19 protein-coding genes and 2 pseudogenes are annotated in these 18,298 nt (G+C 71.5%); 12 read left to right on the forward strand and 9 right to left on the reverse strand.

What is annotated here, in order from left to right; all coding sequences use genetic code 11:
- Positions 1–9 precede the first annotated feature (9 nt).
- The 4 genes and pseudogenes from AB5J56_RS41540 to AB5J56_RS41555 form a co-directional block, all read right to left on the reverse strand.
- A complete protein-coding gene (locus AB5J56_RS41540; RefSeq protein ID WP_369241084.1) occupies positions 10–906 on the reverse strand; it encodes a universal stress protein in 897 nt (298 codons plus the stop codon).
- A gap of 47 nt (positions 907–953) precedes the next feature.
- Positions 954–1,404, reverse strand: a pseudogene (locus tag AB5J56_RS41545) (hypothetical protein); the annotation flags it as partial.
- Positions 1,405–1,487: 83 nt separating this feature from the next.
- The gene (locus tag AB5J56_RS41550; RefSeq protein ID WP_369241086.1) at positions 1,488–1,928 is read right to left on the reverse strand and encodes a pyridoxamine 5'-phosphate oxidase family protein; all 441 of its coding nucleotides are present in this window, start codon (positions 1,926–1,928) and stop codon (positions 1,488–1,490) included.
- Positions 1,929–2,097: 169 nt separating this feature from the next.
- On the reverse strand, positions 2,098–2,514 hold the full coding sequence (locus tag AB5J56_RS41555) for a hypothetical protein (protein WP_369241088.1): 417 nt from the start codon (positions 2,512–2,514) through the stop codon (positions 2,098–2,100).
- A 264-nt stretch (positions 2,515–2,778) separates the two neighbouring features.
- On the opposite strand from AB5J56_RS41555, the gene AB5J56_RS41560 reads away from it, so the two are divergent.
- A complete protein-coding gene (locus tag AB5J56_RS41560; protein WP_369241090.1) occupies positions 2,779–3,450 on the forward strand; it encodes a CBS domain-containing protein in 672 nt (223 codons plus the stop codon).
- Positions 3,451–3,479: 29 nt separating this feature from the next.
- Here the strand turns inward: AB5J56_RS41560 and AB5J56_RS41565 are convergent, their stop codons facing one another.
- Positions 3,480–4,118: a hypothetical protein gene (locus tag AB5J56_RS41565; RefSeq protein ID WP_369241092.1), complete on the reverse strand. Its 639-nt coding sequence runs from the start codon at positions 4,116–4,118 to the stop codon at positions 3,480–3,482.
- A gap of 122 nt (positions 4,119–4,240) precedes the next feature.
- Positions 4,241–4,891 (reverse strand): CBS domain-containing protein, encoded by a 651-nt coding sequence (locus AB5J56_RS41570; protein WP_369241094.1) that lies wholly within the window; start codon positions 4,889–4,891, stop codon positions 4,241–4,243.
- 316 nt (positions 4,892–5,207) lie between these two features.
- Here AB5J56_RS41570 and AB5J56_RS41575 point away from each other — a divergent pair, with 316 nt between their 5' ends.
- Complete coding sequence (locus tag AB5J56_RS41575) at positions 5,208–6,905, forward strand: GAF domain-containing protein (protein ID WP_369241096.1); 1,698 nt, start codon at positions 5,208–5,210, stop codon at positions 6,903–6,905.
- Positions 6,906–7,029: 124 nt separating this feature from the next.
- On the opposite strand, the gene AB5J56_RS41580 is transcribed toward AB5J56_RS41575, so the two are convergent.
- Positions 7,030–7,356 carry an STAS domain-containing protein gene (locus AB5J56_RS41580; RefSeq protein ID WP_369241098.1) on the reverse strand — a complete coding sequence of 109 codons (327 nt, stop codon included), beginning with the start codon at positions 7,354–7,356 and terminating at the stop codon, positions 7,030–7,032.
- A gap of 390 nt (positions 7,357–7,746) precedes the next feature.
- Here AB5J56_RS41580 and AB5J56_RS41585 point away from each other — a divergent pair, with 390 nt between their 5' ends.
- Positions 7,747–8,478, forward strand: a complete 732-nt coding sequence (locus AB5J56_RS41585) for a response regulator (protein ID WP_369241100.1) — start codon at positions 7,747–7,749, stop codon at positions 8,476–8,478.
- Positions 8,479–8,542: 64 nt separating this feature from the next.
- On the opposite strand, the pseudogene AB5J56_RS41590 reads toward AB5J56_RS41585, so the two are convergent.
- A pseudogene (locus AB5J56_RS41590) lies at positions 8,543–9,448 on the reverse strand (GlxA family transcriptional regulator); the annotation flags it as partial.
- Positions 9,445–9,996, reverse strand: coding sequence for a cysteine hydrolase family protein (locus AB5J56_RS41595; RefSeq protein WP_369241102.1), 552 nt, complete (start codon positions 9,994–9,996; stop codon positions 9,445–9,447). The pseudogene AB5J56_RS41590 and the gene AB5J56_RS41595, both read right to left, overlap by 4 nt.
- A gap of 140 nt (positions 9,997–10,136) precedes the next feature.
- On the opposite strand from AB5J56_RS41595, the gene AB5J56_RS41600 reads away from it, so the two are divergent.
- The 9 genes from AB5J56_RS41600 (at position 10,137) to aspA (ending at position 18,291) form a co-directional block, all read left to right on the forward strand.
- The gene (locus AB5J56_RS41600) at positions 10,137–11,117 is read left to right on the forward strand and encodes an SMP-30/gluconolactonase/LRE family protein (RefSeq protein ID WP_369241104.1); all 981 of its coding nucleotides are present in this window, start codon (positions 10,137–10,139) and stop codon (positions 11,115–11,117) included.
- Positions 11,118–11,296: 179 nt separating this feature from the next.
- Entirely contained in the window at positions 11,297–11,782 is a 486-nt protein-coding gene (gene crcB / locus AB5J56_RS41605) for a fluoride efflux transporter CrcB (protein WP_369241106.1), read from the forward strand.
- Positions 11,779–12,159 (forward strand): DUF190 domain-containing protein, encoded by a 381-nt coding sequence (locus tag AB5J56_RS41610; protein ID WP_369241108.1) that lies wholly within the window; start codon positions 11,779–11,781, stop codon positions 12,157–12,159. Before crcB (AB5J56_RS41605) ends, AB5J56_RS41610 begins: the two co-directional genes overlap by 4 nt.
- The gene (crcB, locus tag AB5J56_RS41615) at positions 12,156–12,530 is read left to right on the forward strand and encodes a fluoride efflux transporter CrcB (protein WP_369241110.1); all 375 of its coding nucleotides are present in this window, start codon (positions 12,156–12,158) and stop codon (positions 12,528–12,530) included. The genes AB5J56_RS41610 and crcB (AB5J56_RS41615) overlap by 4 nt, the downstream gene beginning before the upstream one ends.
- Positions 12,531–12,601: 71 nt before the next feature.
- Positions 12,602–13,432: an undecaprenyl-diphosphate phosphatase gene (locus AB5J56_RS41620; RefSeq protein ID WP_369241111.1), complete on the forward strand. Its 831-nt coding sequence runs from the start codon at positions 12,602–12,604 to the stop codon at positions 13,430–13,432.
- A gap of 150 nt (positions 13,433–13,582) precedes the next feature.
- Positions 13,583–14,314 carry a FadR/GntR family transcriptional regulator gene (locus AB5J56_RS41625; RefSeq protein ID WP_369241113.1) on the forward strand — a complete coding sequence of 244 codons (732 nt, stop codon included), beginning with the start codon at positions 13,583–13,585 and terminating at the stop codon, positions 14,312–14,314.
- On the forward strand, positions 14,311–15,759 hold the full coding sequence (locus AB5J56_RS41630; RefSeq protein WP_369241115.1) for an amino acid permease: 1,449 nt from the start codon (positions 14,311–14,313) through the stop codon (positions 15,757–15,759). Before AB5J56_RS41625 ends, AB5J56_RS41630 begins: the two co-directional genes overlap by 4 nt.
- 11 nt (positions 15,760–15,770) lie before the next feature.
- Positions 15,771–16,787, forward strand: coding sequence for an asparaginase (locus AB5J56_RS41635; RefSeq protein WP_369243090.1), 1,017 nt, complete (start codon positions 15,771–15,773; stop codon positions 16,785–16,787).
- A gap of 88 nt (positions 16,788–16,875) precedes the next feature.
- On the forward strand, positions 16,876–18,291 hold the full coding sequence (gene aspA, locus AB5J56_RS41640; RefSeq protein WP_369241117.1) for an aspartate ammonia-lyase: 1,416 nt from the start codon (positions 16,876–16,878) through the stop codon (positions 18,289–18,291).
- Positions 18,292–18,298 lie beyond the last annotated feature (7 nt).

The raw sequence follows: 18,298 nt of genomic DNA on the forward strand, positions 1-18,298 counted from the left end.
TCCCCGGCGTCACTCGTGCGGGACCACCGCCACCGGCGCCTTCGCGTGATGCAGCACCGCGTGCGTCACAGGACCGATGCGGGCACCGAGCGGCGCACGGCGGACCCGACGGCCGACGACCAGCAGCGAGGCGTCCTGCGCCGCGTCGACCAGATGCTCGCCGGCGCTGCCGACCGCGGTCTGCTCGACCACCTCGACACCGGGGAACTTCGCACGCCATGGCGCCAGCGCCTCGGTGACCGCGTTCTTCTCCTGCCGGTCGAGTTCCTCGTCCAGCGACGCGTCCACGGCGAGCCCGTAGGCGAAGTACGGCGGCAGGCTCCAGCCGTGCACGACCCTCAGGGTCGCCGCACGGGCGGCCGCTGCCTCGAAGGCGAACTCGATCACGGCCGCGTCGGGGTGCTCGTGGTCGAGACCGAGGACGACATCCCGGTGGGGGGTGCTCGTGGACGGACGGCCGTCCGCGTCGGGCCGGTGCTCGTCCTCGGCCCGCGCCCCGGAACGTACGAGGACGACAGGACGGTCCGTCTGGGCCACCACGGCCAGCGACACCGACCCGACCAGGAAGCCCACCAAGCCGCTCACCCCACGTGAGCCGATGGCAAGGACGTCGGCGTTCTCGGACGCCGTGAGCAGGGCCGTCGTGGGGATCTGGGGCACCTGATCGGAGGTGACAGCCAGGCCCGGGTGGGCATGGCGGAGCCGCTCCAGGGCCTCGCGCAGCACACGCTGTGCCCAGTGCCGGTGCTTGGCGTCGTCCGAGACCGGCTCCGCGTAGGGCTGCCAGTCCCAGGCGTGCACGAGGTGCAGGGGCAGCCCGCGCAACTCGGCCTCGCGCGCCGCCCAGTCGGCCGCGGCGAGGGACTCGGGCGAACCGTCCAGACCGACAGTTACGGTACGGGACATGGTGCTGACCTCCTGGGACGTATGGGGAACTGCTTTCAGCGTGGCAGTCACGGCCGCCGTCGCAGGAGGGCCGACCGGCCCCCCCCGGCGGCGGCGAACGGGTCCCGCCGACCGGGCAGGTCGGGCCGGATCGGCGTGCCGGCGCGGCCGTGCACGATGTCGTAGGCGTCGGCGAGCGCGCCGATGGCCGCGAGAGTGCCGGTGAGCTCGACGAACCGGGCCGCGATCGGTGCCGTAGTCCGTGAACACGTACGGCACGTCGGTGAGGACGAGCAGGAAGTCGGCCTTGAGCTCGGGCGCCGGCAGGGCCGCGGTGAGCTCCTTGCCGATCACCGCTTCGGCGCCGGACCGCCGTCCCGTCACGGCGTCGGCTACCACCAGCAAGAACGCCCCGCCGCCCGCAGAGATCCCCAACGTGTCGGCAGCGAGCAGACTCCGGACGGTGCCGATCTCCAGGGTCTCCTCCGGCTGCCGCCAGGGGACCACCCGTCGCCGGCCCGCGCCGACACTCCAGCAATGCCCCGCCCTGTCTTCGGGCCTGCCAAGGGCCTGCGCCGGCCGTTGCAGCCGGCCTTCAGGTCTCAGGCGGAGAGATTCCTCCCGTACATCGTGCGTCCGCCCACCAGCTCGCGTCCGGTGACGAGTTCGGGCTCGATGCGGACGAACACCTGCTGCGGTGCGGCCACCCAGGACTCCGGCCCGGTCCGTTCCAGCCGGGTGCATTCGGCGGGGTCGGTGACGAGCCTGGCGTGCCCGGTGACCACGACGCTCCAGCCGGAGCGCCACTGCGCGTCGATCTCGTCGGCCTCGAACGCGACCACCGCCCCGTCCACCCGCAGGGCGAGCTCCGAGGAGGCCGAGGTCCGCAGGAGCACGAAGGAGTCCGCGTCCAGGCAGAAGTTGACCGGCAGCACCGAGGGCAGGGCTCGCTGCGTGTGGACGATGCGGCCGACCGGGGTCCCGGCCAGCAGACGCAGGCACTCGGCCCGGTCGAGTTCGCGGAAGCCGTCGTTCTGGTACATGGGCTCGCCCTCTGCCGTCCCGCACGGCCCGGCGACGGCCGGATGGAGTGCCGCCGTACGCGGGTCCTGGGTACGGCGGCTGCATGCCGTGTCCGTCCAGGGTCCGTCTCCCCGCATCCGGCCGACATGGGCCCATCGGCCCCGGGCGGCAGGAGGACGGCCCTCGTCCTCAGTCCTGGACCGTGCCGCCGGACGCGTCCTCGCCGATGTCCTCGACGGACGGTCCCGGCTGCTCGGCGCGCCACGGCGGGGCCGTCGTCCTACGGGCGGGCTCCCACGCGTGAGCGGCCTTGTCCGTCCGGCTGCGGAGCCGGTCCTGGAGCCGGTCGACGACACCGTGTCCCGAGGCGTCCTCGGCGTGGGTGACGACGGTCCGGTTGCCGACGCGCAGCTCGGCCACCGCCGACCAGACGTGTGCGGCGTCGTGCGCACCCGACTTCGCGATGCGCACCTCGCCGTGCACGGCCGGCAGCCCCGGCCGGGTGACCACCGCGTCGATCTTCAGACGCGCATAGGCGAGGGTCTCCTCGTCGACTCCGGCGCCTGCTCGTACCCGTACCGCCGTGGTGTCCCTGCTGGTGTCCATGGGGTTCCTTTCTCCCCTCGGCCGGCCGATCGTGCCGGCCGGTGTCGCTGTGACCAGTGGACCCCCGTCCCGTCGGCGAAGCGACCCGTTGGGGATGCCGAGCGACCAATGACCCGCCCGACGGGGACCCTCGACTCGATCTGCGGCCGCGCACGGGGGCCGGTCGGCCCGCCGGACCGGGACCCACCGGCTCAATCGTGCTCAGGGCCTACGGGGGAGAGTGAAGGCGGGGGCGACGCCGGTCACCCGTAGCGAGGAGGCGTCATGCACCGTTCGCCGTACCGCGTCCGTGACGTGATGACCCGGCGCGTGGTCGCCGTACGCAAGGGCGCCCGCTACAAGGAGATCGTCGAGACCCTGCACGAGTGGAAGGTCAGCGCCGTGCCGGTCCTCGCGGAGGGCGACGTCGTGATCGGCGTCGTCTCGGAGGCCGATCTGCTGCCCAAGGAGGAGTTCCGCGACAGCGATGAACCACTCGGGCTGGATCAGTTGCGCCGCCCCTTGGACCTCGCCAAGGCCGCGGGCTCGACCGCCGAACAGGTCATGAGCAGCCCGGCTGTCACCGTCGGCGTGGACGCCACCTTGGCGCAGGCGGCCCGGATCATGGCCCATACGTTCGTCAAGCGACTGCCGGTCGTGGACGCAGAGGGGCGGCTCCAGGGCCTGGTCAGCCGGTGCGACCTGCTGAAGGTCTTCCTGCGCTCCGACGCGGAACTCGCCCGGGAGATAGACCGGGAGGTCGTCGAACACCTCTTCCGGGGTACCGGTGCCGAGGTCCACGCCCGGGTCGAGGGCGGGGTCGTCACCCTCGGCGGCCACCTCCACGATGCCTCGCTGGTGCCGGTTGCCGCCCGGCTGGCGCGCGCGGTCGAGGGGGTCGTGGACGTGGAGTGGGAGCTGGACACGGAGGTTACGTCGGCCTCACGTGTCCCGTAGGTCGCACCCAGGGCGCCGTACAGCGCCCCTCACCGCTTCTCCCGCCCCCACTGAGGTCCCAGCCGGTCCCACTCCCTGCCCCACTCGTCGATACGGCGACGGTCCAGTCGCCAGCGCAGGGCGCGTCCGGCGGCGTAGACCGGACCGGCGAAGGCCGTGGCGGCCAGCGCTCCCAGGGCGCCTGCCTGCACGGAGGCCTCCGTCGTGGACGGGGGTCGGGTGACGAGCTCCTCCTGGTCGTTCACCCAGACCGTGACCTTGGCGCCGACCGTGTGCCCTCCGTCCACCAGCGTCTGACCGGTGCGGGTGGTGCCGTCCGTCGTCCAGCGGACGGTGGCGCGGACCCGGCTTCCCTCCCAGCCGCCCCGGATCCCGCTCACCGTGCTCTGCGTGAGGACGGCCTGCACGGTGTGCCGCTCGGCGCGCTGCCTGGCGAAGGCGTCGTCGGCGGAGTGCGCGGACACCGCGCCGACCAGGGGACCGCCGACCGCGATGACCGTCCACACGCCCAGCACGATCCAGGATTCGACGACGTCGTCGCGTCGGCGCAGGGGATTGCTCCGCCACCGCCACAGCCACAGCTTGTGTGTTCCCCGCCCGTCGTGGTCCTCCGGCGGCCTGCCCGCCCCGTGCCCGCTCCGCGGTGTCGGCTTGTCGTTGCCTCGCATCGCCACGCACCTCCTCGTTCGGCCTGTGAAGACCGTGACATCCGGACGAGTTCCCCCGCGAGGGCCGCTGAGGCAGGGTGAGTGGGCCGCTCGGGGTGCCCGTGCCGGGCGGGAGGGGCCGTTCAGCCCTTTTCGGCCGGGCCGAGCGGGGACGGCGCGGCCGGAGTGCGTGTGCCGCGGGGCGTCAGCCGGTTCACCACCCCGACGACTCCGTCGACGCGCCATACCGACCACACCGCTGCCGGGACATCGGTGCCGTCGTCCACGGTGCCCTCCAGCGACACCAGTCCTTCGTGGACCGTGACGGCGACGCCTGCGGAGGCAGGGGGCAGAGCGCGGGGCAGGACGTCGCCGACGACCTCCGCGCGGATCTCCTCGTCCGTGCGGACGAAGGCGCGCAGCAGGTCACGAGGGGTCGTAATACCGATCAGCCGGTCCTCCTCGTCCACCACCGGGAGCCGTCCCACGTCGCGCCGCTCCATGATCCGGGCGGCGTCCACGACGCGCTGTTCCGGGTGCACCGTGACCGCGGGCGTGGTCATCAGCCCGCTTGCCGTCACAGTGCCCTCCGGCGCCCGATGGGTGTCCGTGGCCTGGTGGCGGACGAGATCGGTGCGGGAGACGACCCCGATGACCTTGTCGTCGGCGTCGACGACCGGAAGCCCGCCGACGCGATGCCGGTCGAGCAGCCGGGCCACTTCCTGGCAGGAGGCCGCGGGCCGGGCGTGCACCACGTCGCCGGTCATCACCTCGCCGACGGTTCGACTGTGCATCAGGGCCCTCCATCGGTCGTTCGCACGCGGCGCGGGCAGCAAGGTGTTCTTGCCTGGCGTATTTGCTTGGTGCCTTCTACTTCGTGCCTTTTGCCTGGTGTCTTTGCATGGTGCGGTGGGGGAGGGCCTCGACGGGAGAACCGAAGGGGCCCGTTCGCGGGGCCGTTCGGTCCCTCATGGCGGTGGTTGATCATCTCGCCTTGTGATCGGTTCCGGTGGAGGGGATGGAGCAGGCCACCGGTGCCGATAACGTGAACATCACGTGTGGGTGGGAGACCGAGGAGAGCCGGTGGGCGACGGAGAGTCGTTTTCGGGGATGGCGCAACTGCGTCTGGACGATCTTCTGGAGGAGCTCCAGGCGCGGATCAACGCCGCGCGCGGCACCCGGGACCGCGTCCACAACCTGCTTGAGGCGGTGGTCTCGGTCGGGCGGGAGCTGGACCTCACCCAGGTGCTGCGGCGCATCGCGGAGGCCGCGGCGCTGCTCGTCGACGCCCAGTACGCGGCGCTCGGGGTGATCGGCCCCGACGGGCGCACCCTCTCGCAGTTCCTCACCGTCGGGCTGACGGAGGAGGAGATCGCCGAGATCGGCCCGCTGCCCGCCGGACACGGCATTCTGGGCGAGCTCATCAAGAACCCCGAGCCGCTGCGGCTGACCGAACTCGGCAAGCATCCGGCGTCGTACGGCTTCCCGGCGCACCACCCGCCGATGAAGACGTTCCTGGGCGTGCCGATCCGGGTGCGCAAGGAGGTCTTCGGCAACCTGTACCTGACCGACAAGCGCGGCGGGCAGGACTTCGACACCGAGGACGAGGCCGTGATCTCGACGCTGTCGGTGGCGGCGGGTGTGGCGATCGACAACGCCCGGCTGTACGAGGGCTCGCAGCGGCAGCGGCGCTGGCTGGAGGCGAACGCCGAGATCACCAGCAGCCTGCTGTCCGGCAGCGCGCAGGGAGACGTTCTGGAGCTGATCGCCCGGCTGGCCCGGGAGATCACCGGCGCCGCGCTGGCCGATGTCACGGTGCCGCTGGCCGGCACCGAGGAACTGTCCGTGGAGCTGGCCGTCGGCGGACACGACGATGCCCGGGAGGGCCTGGTCGTGCCCATGGAGGGCACGCTGTCCGGGGCCGCCTACCGTGCGCGCACGACGGTGGCGACGCCCGACCTGGAGCACGACTCCCGGTACACCTCCGGCCCCCGGCGGTTCGTGGGCCTCGGTCCTGCGGCCGCTGTCCCGATGGGCACCGCGCAGGGCGAGGTGCGGGGTGTGCTGCTGCTGGCGCGTGCCACGGGGGAGCCGGTGTTCAGTGAGGACGAACTCCAGCCGCTGCTGGGCTTCGCCGGGCAGGCCGCCGTGGCGCTGGAGCTGGCGGAGCGCCGCCGGGACGCCGAGCAGCTCGTCCTGCTGGAGGACCGCGACCGGATCGCCCGCGACCTGCACGACCTGGCCATCCAGCGGCTGTTCGCGACCGGCATGACGTTGCAGAGCGCGACCCGTTTCATCGAGCACGACGGAGCCTCCGAGCGGGTCGGGCGGGCCGTCTCCGACCTGGACGAGACCATCAAGATCATCCGGTCGACCATCTTCGGCCTGCGGGTCAGGGACAACGAGATGGGCCCGGGACTCAGGGCCCGGGTGGCCCGGGCCGTCGGCGAGACGGCGACCACGCTGGGCTTCGCGCCACGGCTCAGCATGGAGGGGCTGCTGGACACCGACGTGTCGCCCGCGCTGGCCGACCATGTGGCGGCGGTGCTCGTGGAGGCGCTCAGCAACACCGTCCGCCATGCCCGCGCGACCCGGGTGGAGGTGACCCTCCAGTCCACCGGCAGCGAGGTCGTGCTCGTGGTCGAGGACAACGGCGTGGGCATCCCCGCGGAGGGCCGCCGCAGCGGCCTGTCCAACCTCGCCGACCGGGCGCGCGCCGTCGGCGGCCGCATGGACATCGAGACACCGTCCGAGGGCGGCAGCCGCATCGTGTGGCGAGCGCCGCTGAGGCGGGATGCCCAGGAGTGACGGGCGGTGGTGGTGGGGTGGGGGCTGGTCCGTCGTGGCGGGTCGGAGAGCAGCCCCGGCCCACGCCCCATCGCAGCGTGACGTGACGTGACGTGACGTGACGTGACGTGAAAGGCGAGTGCCCTCAGGCGAAATGGCACCGCACGACAAGGTCCAGCTGAAGCACGCGGATCGCTTTCGCCGGCAGCGGCTGGACGTTGCGCAGCCGCAGCCGGGTGCCCGCCCGGACGCAGCGCTGGTGCAGCCGCCGGAAGAGGCCGACGCCGGAGCTGTCGCAGAACGAGAGCCCCGAGAGGTCGAGGACGAGATCGGGACCGGCGCGCACCGCCAGCGCGTGCAGCTCGGGTTCGATCAACGGCACGGTCGCCAGGTCGAGTTCGCCGGTGACGTGCACAACGGTGGTCGTCTCGTTCGCCGACCGGGTCATCAGGGCGACAGGAGGAGTGGTCATGGCAAGGCCTCCAGGGGTCCGGGACGGCGCCGGTGCGGGCGGCGTCCGGGTACTGCGGGGCCGTACGCCGTCCAAGGTGTCGCGGAAGCGGACGGCGTGCGTGGCGCCGGGAGTGGACCGGGTGCCGTCCGGTTGTCCCGCGCCATGGCCAGCCAATCAGGCCCGGCCACGGCCCTGGCAGGTCCACCCCGTCCCCGCAAGGGGGCCAAAGGTCCCGAAAGTCCGGCCGGCGGCCACCCTGGGCACGCCAGGGCGGGCGGCAGCGGGACGTGCACCGCGGGTCCCAGGCGCAGCAGAGGGGACCATTCGGCCCTGGTCTTTCGGCCTGGCCGGAGTGAGGATGCGGAGGTCTCGTGAGGGCGGGACAACAAACGGAGACGGAGCTGCGTGATGACGGACGGCACTGCCGGAACCCCGGAGAAGGCCCCGGTGACGGTGTTTCTCCTGGACGACCACGAAGTGGTGCGGCGGGGGGTGCACGACCTCCTGGAGGCCGAGCCCGACCTGACGGTCGTGGGCCAGGCGGCCACGGCCGAACAGGCCCTGGTGCGCATTCCGGCGCTGCGCCCGCAGGTGGCGGTGCTCGACGTACGGCTGCCCGACGGCGACGGGGTCAGCGTGTGCCGTGAACTGCGCTCCCGTATGCCGGAGTTGGCCTGTCTGATGCTCACCTCCTTCGACGACGAGGAGGCCCTGCTCGACGCGATCATGGCGGGAGCCTCCGGCTATGTGCTCAAGCAGATCTCCGGAACCGACCTGGTCAGCGCGGTCCGCACGGTGGCCTCGGGCCAGTCGATGCTCGACGCGGGAGCCACCACCCGGTTGATGGCGCGGCTGCGCGGCGGCAACGAACCCGAGGCGCCGACGTCCGGGCTGCCCGACCTGACCGACCGCGAGCGGGAGATCCTGATGCTGGTGGGGGAGGGGCTGACCAACAAGGAGATCGGCAAGCGGCTCTACCTCGCCGAGAAGACGGTGAAGAACGGCATCTCGCGGCTGCTGTCCAAGCTCGGTGTGGAGCGCCGGGTCCAGGCCGCGGTCATCGCCACCCAGGCGCAGGCCGCCCAGCAGGAGCAGGGCCGGACGCAGCCGCCGACGCGCGACGGACACCCGCGCCGCTGACCTCCTGCGCGCCGTGTGAAGCAGGCCCGCCGGATGCCGCGTATGCCGCGGATGCCGCGGAGGGCGCCCGGTGGCGCAGCCGGCGCAGCATCCGGGCGTCCTCGAAGCCGACATCGCGGGCCGCGCTCTCCACCGTCGCGCCATGACTGATCAGGTGCTCGGCGCGTTCCAGCCGGAGCATCTGCTGGTAGCGCAGCGGGGTGAGGCCGTCGGTGGCGCGGTGGAACAGCCGGGTCAGGGTGCGTTCGCTGACCCCGGCGCAGGCCGCCAGCCTGGCGAGGGGGAGTGGCTCGGTGAAGCGTGCGTCGATGAGGTCCTGGACCCGATGGACGGTGTCGTCCAGGTGGGAGCGGTGCCGCAGCATGGCGCTGGCCTGCGGTTCGTGGCCGTTGCGGCGGGCGTAGACGACCATGTTCCGCGCCACCTGGGCGGCGCGAGCCGCGCCGTGGCGGACGGCCAGCAGATGCAGCGCCAGATCGATGCCGCTGGCGATGCCCGCCGACGTCACCACCCGCTCGTCGGTGGTGAATAGCACGTCCCGGACCACGATCGCCCGGGGATGGCGGGCGGCCAGTTCGTCCTGGAGCTCGTGGTGGGTGGTGCACCGGCGCCCGTCCAGCAGTCCCGCGAGGCCCAGCGCCTCCGCTCCGGCGCACACGCTGGCGACGGTGCCTCCGGCGGCGTGGTGGGCGCGCAGCCGCTCCAGCGTGGCGGGACCCGGTTGCGGGCCGCCTCGCAGGGTGGGCGCCCGCCAGCCCGGCACCACCACGAGGTCATCGGCGACCAGGTCCGGCCATTCGGTCCGCGCGGTCAGCGGCAGACCCTGGGCGCTGCACACCTGCTCCTGCTCGCCGACGTAGTCGATCCGGTAGGGCAGCCCGAAGTCCGCCGCCGTGCTGAAGGCCTGGGCCGGACCGGCCAGGTCGAGCAGGTGGACTCCGGGCAGCAGGAGGAAGACGACTAGGCTCACGCCTGGGATGCTCCCCTCTCCGCCTCCAGTTCGGCCACCGTGGCGATCCGTGCGAAGCGGTCGCGCAGGACCGCCTCGGTGCGCTCGATGATCGCATCCGCGCCGAGGTCGCCGATCGGGTTGGTGGTCGTCGCGTCGGTCACGAAGGTCATCCGGTAGCCGAGGTCGCTGCCGAGCCGGGTGGTGGTCTCCACGCACTGCTCGGTGCGGATGCCGCAGACCGACAGCTCGCGTACGCCGGCCTCGGTCAGCCGCTGCTGCAGGTTGGTGGTGGTGAAGGCGTTGTGGGACGTCTTGTGCAGGACCGGCTCGCCGGGCAGCGGCTGCTCCAACTCCTCCAGCAGCCGTACGTGCCCCTGGGCCGGGTCGAACACGTTGTCGGTGCCGGGCTCGTTGTGCAGGACCCACACCACCAGGTCGCCGCTCTCGCGGGCGAGACGGACCAGCCGGTTGACCGGGTCCGCGATCTTCGGGTTGGCGATCTGCTCCCACTGCTTGCGGGCACGGAAGGATTCCTGGACATCGATGACGATCAGCGCTCGGTTCATGTCCCCCATTCTGGTCTGCGCCGATGCCCGTTCCGCAGGCCCGATCCAGGCCCGTACCGGAACGATCCGGTCACGCGCTCCGCACGGCGTACGCGGCGCCTGCTTGCCCCGGGACGCGGATCGCGGCAGCCTACGCAGACATGGCTCACCTAAGCGCGACCCACCGCCCTGCGGCCCTCGAACCCCGTCGTCTCGTCGGGATCGGCGGACACGGCCCCGAGGACGTCGTCGCCGACGCACGCGGCCGGGTGCTGACCGGCGTCGACGACGGCCGTATCCTGCGCCTGGACGGCATCGCGGACCCCGACCGCACCCGGGTCGAGACGCTCGCAGACACCGGCGGCAGGCCCCTGGGGCTCGAACTCCTGCCGGACGGCGACCTGTTGGTCTGCGACGCGCTCCGGGGCCTGCTGCGGATCTCGCTCGGCGACGCCGCCGTACGTGTCCTCGCCGACTCGGTGGACGGACAGGCGTTGCGGTTCTGCAGCAACGTGGTCGCACTGTCGGACGGGACCGTCTACTTCACGGTCTCCAGCCGGAGTTACCCCTTGGAGCAGTGGATCGGCGATCTGGTCGAGCACACCGCGAGCGGTCGGCTGCTGCGCCTGGCACCCGGCGAGAAGGAACCCGAAGTGCTCCTGGAGGGACTGCAGTTCGCCAACGGACTCGCTCCGGCGGCCGACGAGTCCTTCCTCGTCGTCGCCGAGACCGGCACCCGGCGCCTCACCCGCTACTGGCTCACCGGGCCGACGGCGGGCCGCAGCGAGGTCTTCGCCGACGATCTGCCGGGGCAGCCGGACAACCTGTGGCGCAGCCCGGGCGGACCGATCTGGGTGGCGCTCGCCGGGCCCCGTGTGCCCCCGCTGGAGCTCCTGCACCGCCGCGGCCCGGCCCTGCGCGCAGCCGCCGCCCGGGTGGCCGTGCGGGCACCGTTCCGCCCGCCGGGCCTCGCCGCCGTCCTGGCCGTCGACGACGAGGGCCGCACCGTCCACCATCTGGAGCGCCGGCGCTCCCCGTTCCGTATGGTCACCAGCGTCTGCGAGGCCGACGGGCACCTGGTCCTGGGCAGCCTCTGGGAGCGCGGCATCGCGGTGTGCGACCTGCCCACGTCCACCGGCTGACCTGAGTGTGCGCGGCCCACGCCCCCGGCGTTACGCTGTTCAGCGGCCGCGATCTTGCGTCGTGGCGCGGCGGTGGGGCCCGCCGTACCCGAACCGCGGCAGCACGGCCGCCAACGGTCCCTACTTGCGAGCGAGCGCGCCCGGGTTCCCGGGCCCCGGCGAGTAGGAGACGGACGGACATGACGGTCCCGCACCCCGACAGGGTCGACGACATCGCGCACTCCGGGGCGGCTCCCCGCCCGACAGCCCGGCGCACTCCTGGATGGCGAGGCCAGGCGCCGATCGTGGCCGCCGTCGCGCTCGGCGGCGGAGTGGGGGCCTCGGCCCGGTACGGGGCGGCGCAGCTCTGGCCGGTGCAGACAGGCGGGTTTCCCTGGACCACGTTCTGGGTGAACGTGGTCGGCTGCGCGGTGATCGGCGTTTTCATGGTCGTCATCACCGACGTCTGGGCGGCCCACCGGCTGGTGCGGCCCTTCTTCGGCACCGGGGTGCTCGGCGGCTTCACCACCTTCTCGACGTACGCCGTCGACATCCAGAAACTGGTCGACACGGGCCATCCGCGCACCGGGCTCGCCTATCTCGCCGCGACCCTGCTCGCGGCGCTCGCGGCGGTGTGGCTCGCGGTGACGGCGGCCCGCCGCGTCCTGAAGTGGAGGCAGTCATGACGAGGTTGACCGGCAGCGCCCTGCGCGTGACCGTCTTCATCGGCGAGAACGACACCTGGCACCACAAGCCGCTCTACTCCGAGATCGTGCACCGCGCCCACGCGGCGGGCCTCGCCGGCGCCAGCGTGTTCCGCGGCATCGAGGGCTTCGGCGCCTCCTCCCTGATCCACACCTCGCGGCTGCTGTCCCTCAGTGAGGACCTGCCCGTCGCGATCGTGATCGTCGACACCGAGGAGCGCGTGCGCGCCTTCCTGCCGCAGCTCGACGAGCTCGTCGGCGAGGGCCTGGTCATCCTCGACGACTGCGAGGTCATCAGGTATATCGGCCGCGAAGACAGCCCCGGCAAAACGGACACGAAGGGTAAGAAGTCGTTGTGAACTGGCTGTTGGTCGTCGCGGGCGCCATGGTCGGCGCCCCGCTGCGCTACCTCACCGACCGCGCGGTGCAGTCCCGGCACGACTCGCTCTTCCCCTGGGGAACGTTCGCGGTGAACGTCACCGGCTGCCTGATCCTCGGCCTGCTGACCGGCGCGGTGGCCGAGGGCGCCGCCGGTTCCCATCTCCAGCTCCTCCTCGGCACCGGCCTGTGCGGGGCCCTGACGACGTACTCGACCTTCTCGTACGAGACCCTGCGGCTGACCGAGACCGGCGCGGGGCTCTACGCTGCCGCCAACGTCGTCGGGAGTGTGGTGGTGGGCCTCGGCGCCGCATTTGTCGGGGTGTCGGCGGCCCAGGCCCTCTGGGCGTAGTCACCTGAACCGCGCCCGCCGTAGTAAGACTGTCTACAGCACTGTCGACCAACTCATCAGAACTGGATCCCATGAGCGTCATTAGCGTCGGTCAGGCCGTCGTCCTCGGAGCGATCGAGGGCGTGACCGAATTCCTCCCCGTGTCCTCCACCGGTCACCTCAAGATCGCCGAAGGGCTCATGGACATCCCCGTCGACGATGACGCCGTCGTCGGGTTCTCGGCCGTGATCCAGGTCGGCGCCATCGCCGCCGTCCTCGTGTACTTCTTCAAGGACATCGTGCGGATCGTCTCCGCATGGGGCCGTGGCCTGGCCGACAAGGAGGAGCGCTACCACCACGACTACAAGTTCGCCTGGTGGGTCATCTACGCGACCATCCCGATCGTGATCGTGGGCCTGGCCGCCAAGCCGCTCATCGAAGGGCCGCTCGCCTCGCTCTGGGTGGTGGCGGGCTCGCTGATCGCCGGCAGCGCCGTGATGTGGGCGGCGGACCAGATGGGTCGGCACAAGCGCGGTGAGGACGACACGACGTTCAAGGACGCCATGCTGGTCGGCAGTTCCCAGATCCTCGCCTTGCTCTTCCCGGGCTTCTCCCGCTCCGGCGCCACCATGTCCACGGCGCTCATCCTGGACCTGGACCGGGTCGCGGCCACCCGTCTCTCCTTCTTCCTCGGCATCCCCGCGCTGACCGGCGCCGGCCTGTACGAGCTGAAGGACGCGCTGGGCGCGGGCGTGGGTGCGGCCCCGCTGGTCGCGGGCACGGTCGTGTCGTTCGTGGTGGCGTACGGCTCGATCGCCTGGCTGCTGAAGTTCGTCGCCAAGCACTCCTTCAACGCGTTCGTGATCTACCGGCTTGTCATCGGTGTGCTGCTGTTCGGCCTGCTGGCTTCGGGCACCCTCTGATCTCTGGCGAACCGCCGGCCGCGGGCGTGTTCGGCTGGTCTCTCATGTGTCCCGCGGGGCGTGATACCGGTATTCAGGTATCACGCCCCGTGAAAATTTAAATACCAGTCCCCTTGACAGCCCCCTCTCGCCACCCGGAGGATCACCCCCGTGAACCTGTCAGACAGCCAGACAGGTGGTCTCGGCCCGCGGCGCGTCAGTGCCATGGAAGCGGTCCTCGGTCATCTGCGCAGCGCCATCGAGCGCGGTGAGTACGCGGTGGGGGACAAGCTCCCCTCCGAGGCGGAGCTGTGCCGTCTCCTGGAGGTCAGCAGGCCCGTGCTGCGCGAGTCCCTGCGGGCCCTGCAGACCATGGGCCTGACCGTCTCCAAGACCGGCAAGGGCACCTTCGTCGTCGCCAACACCGTCGAGGACCCCACCTTCGGCGACTACGCGGCCAGCGACCTGCTCGAAGTGCGTCGGCATGTCGAGATCCCGGTCGCCGGGTACGCCGCCGCGCGGCGCACACCCGAGGACCTCGACCACCTGGCGCATCTGCTGGACCGCATGGAACACGAGACCGACACCACCGCGTGGGTCGCCATGGACACGCTCTTCCACCTCGCTGTCGCCCAGGCAGCCCAGAACCCGGTCTTCCGCCGGGTCATCGAGGAGATCCGGGACGCGCTGGCCCGCCAGTCGGCCTTCCTCAACGAGCTGGGCGGCCGGCGCGAGCAGTCCAACCGCGAGCACCGGGCGATCGTCGAGGCCCTCATCGACGGCAGCGAGCGCGACGCGGTGGAAGCCATGTCCCACCACCTCGACCGGGTCGAGACAACCCTCACCGACATCGTGCGCTCCCCGCACGCGGACACCCCCACGGAAGGCGGAACCGAAGCGTGAGCGAGCAGTTCCTCAAAGACGAGACCCTGCCCACCAGGCAACCGGCCGCGCACGTCGACGCCGGAGACGCCGGCTACAGCAAGTCCCTGAAGTCCCGGCACGTCAACATGATCGCCATCGGCGGCGCCATCGGCACCGGCCTCTTCCTCGGCGCCGGCGGCCGCCTCGCCGACGCCGGCCCCTCCCTCTTCGTCGCCTACGCGGTCTGCGGCATCTTCGCCTTCCTCGTCGTCCGAGCGCTCGGCGAACTCGTCCTCTACCGCCCGTCCTCCGGCGCGTTCGTGTCGTACGCCCGCGAGTTCCTCGGTGAGAAGGGCGCCTACGTCGCGGGCTGGATGTACTTCCTGAACTGGGCGACCACCGGCATCGCCGACATCACCGCCGTCGCCCTTTACACCCACTACTGGGGCATGTTCTCCGACATCCCGCAGTGGGTGATCGCGCTCATCGCGCTCGCCGTCGTCCTCACCGTGAACCTGATATCCGTGAAGATGTTCGGCGAACTGGAGTTCTGGTTCGCCATCATCAAGGTGAGCGCGCTCGTGATCTTCATGCTGATCGGCATCTTCCTGCTCGTCACCCAGCACCCCGTCGACGGCCACAACCCCGGCCCGTCCCTGATCACCGACAACGGCGGCATCTTCCCCAACGGCCTGCTGCCCATGCTGCTGATCATCCAGGGCGTCGTCTTCGCCTACGCCTCCGTCGAACTGGTCGGTGTCGCGGCGGGCGAGACCGAGAACCCCGAGAAGATCATGCCGAAGGCGATCAACTCGATCATGTGGCGCGTCGGCCTCTTCTACGTCGGCTCGGTCGTCCTGCTCTCGATGCTGCTGCCCTGGAACAAGTACACGTCCGTCGAGAGCCCCTTCGTGACCGTGCTCTCCAACATCGGCATCCCGGCGGCCGGCGGCGTCATGAACCTCGTCGTCCTCACCGCCGCCATGTCCTCGCTCAACTCCGGCCTGTACTCCACCGGCCGCATCCTGCGCTCCATGGCGATGTCCGGCTCCGCACCGAAGTTCACCGGCAACATGAGCCGCAGCCAGGTCCCCTACGGCGGCATCCTGCTCACCAGCGGCATCTGCGTCCTCGGCGTCGGCCTCAACTTCGTCGTCCCCGCCGACGCCTTCGAGATCGTGCTGAACTTCGCGGCGATCGGCATCCTCTCCACCTGGGGCATGATCATGCTCTGCCACCTGCTGTTCTGGCGGAAGACCCAGAACGGCGAGCTGTCCAGGCCGGGTTACCGCCTCCCGGGCTCGCCGTGGACCGAGATCGTCACCATCGGCTTCCTCGTCTCCGTGCTCGTGCTGATGTACGCCGACGGAGGCGCCGGCCGCACCACCGTGCTGTGTCTCCCGCTGATCGCCGCGGCGCTCGTCGCCGGATGGTACGGAGTGCGCCGCCGCGTGGCCGCGATACAGGTCGAGGCAGACAAGTGAACCAGGCAGTGATGTACGGCAGTTCGGTCGCCGCGGCGCCCACGATCCGCGAACCCCTGCACGCACCCGTCGCCAGGCTCGTCCGTGGCGGCGTCGTCGAGGGCATCCACTACGGCTCGGTGGTCGTCCTCGCCGCCGACGGCAACGTCGACCTCCAGATCGGCGACATCGAGGCCGCCTTCTACCCCCGCTCCGCGCTCAAGCCCGTCCAGGCCGTGGCGATGCTGCGGGCCGGGCTGCCGCTGGACGGCGAACTGCTGTCCCTCGCCGCGGCCAGCCACTCCGGCGAGGAACGCCACCTGGCCGGCAGCCGGCGCATCCTGGAGCTGGCCGGACTGCCCGAGAGCGCCCTGCGCAACGCCCCCGACCTGCCCTTCGACCCGGTCGTCCGGGAGGCCTGGGTGCGCGAGGGCCGGATGCCCTCCCGGCTCGCCCAGAACTGCTCGGGAAAGCACGCGGCCATGCTGATGACCGCCCGGCTGGGCGGCTGGTCGCTCGACGACTACCTCGACCCCGGGCACCCCCTGCAACAGGCCATCGCCGAGATCGTCGAGGACCTCACCGGCCAGGAGATCGCCCGGGTCACCGTCGACGGCTGCGGAGCGCCCCTCTTCTCCATCTCCCTGCACGGCCTCGCCCGCGCCGCAGCCCGGATCACCACCGCCGCACCGGGGACCCCCGAGGCGCAGGTGGCCGACGCGATGCGCGAGCACGCCGAGATGGCCTCCGGCTCGGGCCGCGACGTCGCCGCGCTGATGCGGGCCGTACCGGGGCTGCTCGCCAAGGACGGCTTCGAAGGCGTCCAGGTCGCCGCGCTGCCCGACGGCCGCGCCGTCGCCGTGAAGATCGCCGACGGCGCCGACCGGGCCCGCGTGCCGGTGGCCGCCGCTGCCCTCGCCCGCGCCGGCGTCGACCCCGCGGCACTAGCCGAGTTCGCCGGGGCCCCGCTGCTCGGCGGCGACGCGGTGGTCGGCAGCATCCGCCCCGTCCGCGCCCTCGACCCGATCGCCCGGCCCACGTACGCCTGATCCCGATCCGGTCGCTCCCGCCCACGTACACCCGACGCGCCCGCTCCGGCCCCCGTACGCCCTCTCCCGAAAGAAGACCCGCACCGACATGACCGCCGCAACCCATCGCAGCGAGCACGACCTGCTCGGCGACCGCGACGTCCCCGCCGAGGCGTACTGGGGCATCCACTCCCTGCGCGCCAAGGAGAACTTCCCCATCACGGGCACGCCGATCTCCGCCTACCCGCACCTGATCGACGCCCTTGCCGCCGTGAAGGAGGCTGCTGCCCGCGCGAACGAGGAGCTCGGACTGCTGGAGCCCGCGAAGGCGGCGGCCATCGTCGAGGCCTGCCGGGAGATCCGCGACGGCAAGCTGCACGAGCAGTTCGTCGTCGACGTCATCCAGGGCGGCGCCGGCACCTCGACCAACATGAACGCCAACGAGGTCGTCGCCAACCGGGCGCTGGAGCTGCTCGGCCACGCCAGGGGCGACTACCGGCGCCTGCACCCCAACGAGGACGTCAACCTCGGCCAGTCCACCAACGACGTCTACCCGACCGCCGTCAAGATCGCCACGGTCTTCGCGGTGCGCGGTCTGCTCAAGGCGATGGCCGTGCTCCAGGACGCCTTCGCCGCCAAGGCCGTCGAGTTCCGCGATGTCCTCAAGATGGGGCGCACCCAGCTCCAGGACGCCGTACCCATGACCCTGGGCCAGGAGTTCTCGACGTTCGCGGTCATGCTGGACGAGGACCGCAGCCGCCTCGCCGAGGCCGTCGAGCTGATCCACGAGATCAACCTCGGTGCCACCGCCATCGGCACCGGCCTCAACGCCCCTGCCGGATACGCCGAATCCGCGCGCCGCCACCTCGCCGACATCACCGGACTGCCCCTGGTGACCGCGGCCAACCTGGTCGAGGCCACCCAGGACTGCGGCGCGTTCGTGCAGATGTCGGGCGTGCTCAAGCGGATCGCCGTCAAACTCTCCAAGAGCTGCAACGACCTGCGGCTGCTGTCCTCCGGGCCGCGCGCGGGCCTGGGCGAGATCAACCTGCCGCCCGTGCAGGCCGGTTCGAGCATCATGCCCGGCAAGGTCAACCCCGTGATCCCCGAGGTCGTCAACCAGGTCGCCTTCGAGGTGATCGGCAACGACGTCACCATCACCATGGCCGCCGAGGCCGGACAGCTCCAGCTGAACGCCTTCGAGCCGATCATCCTGCACTCCCTGTCCGAGAGCATCACCCACCTGCGGACCGCCTGCCTGACCCTCGCCGAGCGCTGCGTCGTCGGGATCACCGCCAACACCGAGAGGCTGCGCGCAAGCGTCGAGAGCTCCATCGGCCTGGTGACCGCCCTCAACCCGCACATCGGCTACACGGCAGCCACCGACATCGCCAAGGAGGCCCTCGCCTCCGGACGCGGCGTGGCCGAACTCGTCCTGGAGAAGGGCCTGTTGCCCGCCGAGCGGCTCGAAGCGCTGCTGCGGCCCGAGGTGCTCGCCGGCACCAGCGGCGCGCAGGGGATCTGATCCGATG

Source organism: Streptomyces sp. R21 (assembly GCF_041051975.1).
Classification (GTDB): Bacteria; Actinomycetota; Actinomycetes; order Streptomycetales; family Streptomycetaceae; genus Streptomyces.

Coding starts and splice junctions, on each gene's coding strand:
- AB5J56_RS41580 (WP_369241098.1), bottom strand. CDS start 7,356: ATGACCACTCCTCCTGTCGCCCTGATGACCCGGTCGGCGAACGAGACG.
- AB5J56_RS41555 (WP_369241088.1), bottom strand. CDS start 2,514: ATGGACACCAGCAGGGACACCACGGCGGTACGGGTACGAGCAGGCGCC.
- AB5J56_RS41635 (WP_369243090.1), top strand. CDS start 15,771: ATGTACGGCAGTTCGGTCGCCGCGGCGCCCACGATCCGCGAACCCCTG.
- aspA (WP_369241117.1), top strand. CDS start 16,876: ATGACCGCCGCAACCCATCGCAGCGAGCACGACCTGCTCGGCGACCGC.
- AB5J56_RS41610 (WP_369241108.1), top strand. CDS start 11,779: ATGACGAGGTTGACCGGCAGCGCCCTGCGCGTGACCGTCTTCATCGGC.
- AB5J56_RS41550 (WP_369241086.1), bottom strand. CDS start 1,928: ATGTACCAGAACGACGGCTTCCGCGAACTCGACCGGGCCGAGTGCCTG.
- AB5J56_RS41560 (WP_369241090.1), top strand. CDS start 2,779: ATGCACCGTTCGCCGTACCGCGTCCGTGACGTGATGACCCGGCGCGTG.
- AB5J56_RS41595 (WP_369241102.1), bottom strand. CDS start 9,996: ATGAACCGAGCGCTGATCGTCATCGATGTCCAGGAATCCTTCCGTGCC.
- AB5J56_RS41565 (WP_369241092.1), bottom strand. CDS start 4,118: ATGCGAGGCAACGACAAGCCGACACCGCGGAGCGGGCACGGGGCGGGC.
- AB5J56_RS41585 (WP_369241100.1), top strand. CDS start 7,747: ATGACGGACGGCACTGCCGGAACCCCGGAGAAGGCCCCGGTGACGGTG.
- AB5J56_RS41575 (WP_369241096.1), top strand. CDS start 5,208: ATGGCGCAACTGCGTCTGGACGATCTTCTGGAGGAGCTCCAGGCGCGG.
- crcB (WP_369241106.1), top strand. CDS start 11,297: ATGACGGTCCCGCACCCCGACAGGGTCGACGACATCGCGCACTCCGGG.
- AB5J56_RS41570 (WP_369241094.1), bottom strand. CDS start 4,891: ATGCACAGTCGAACCGTCGGCGAGGTGATGACCGGCGACGTGGTGCAC.
- AB5J56_RS41600 (WP_369241104.1), top strand. CDS start 10,137: ATGGCTCACCTAAGCGCGACCCACCGCCCTGCGGCCCTCGAACCCCGT.
- AB5J56_RS41540 (WP_369241084.1), bottom strand. CDS start 906: ATGTCCCGTACCGTAACTGTCGGTCTGGACGGTTCGCCCGAGTCCCTC.
- AB5J56_RS41620 (WP_369241111.1), top strand. CDS start 12,602: ATGAGCGTCATTAGCGTCGGTCAGGCCGTCGTCCTCGGAGCGATCGAG.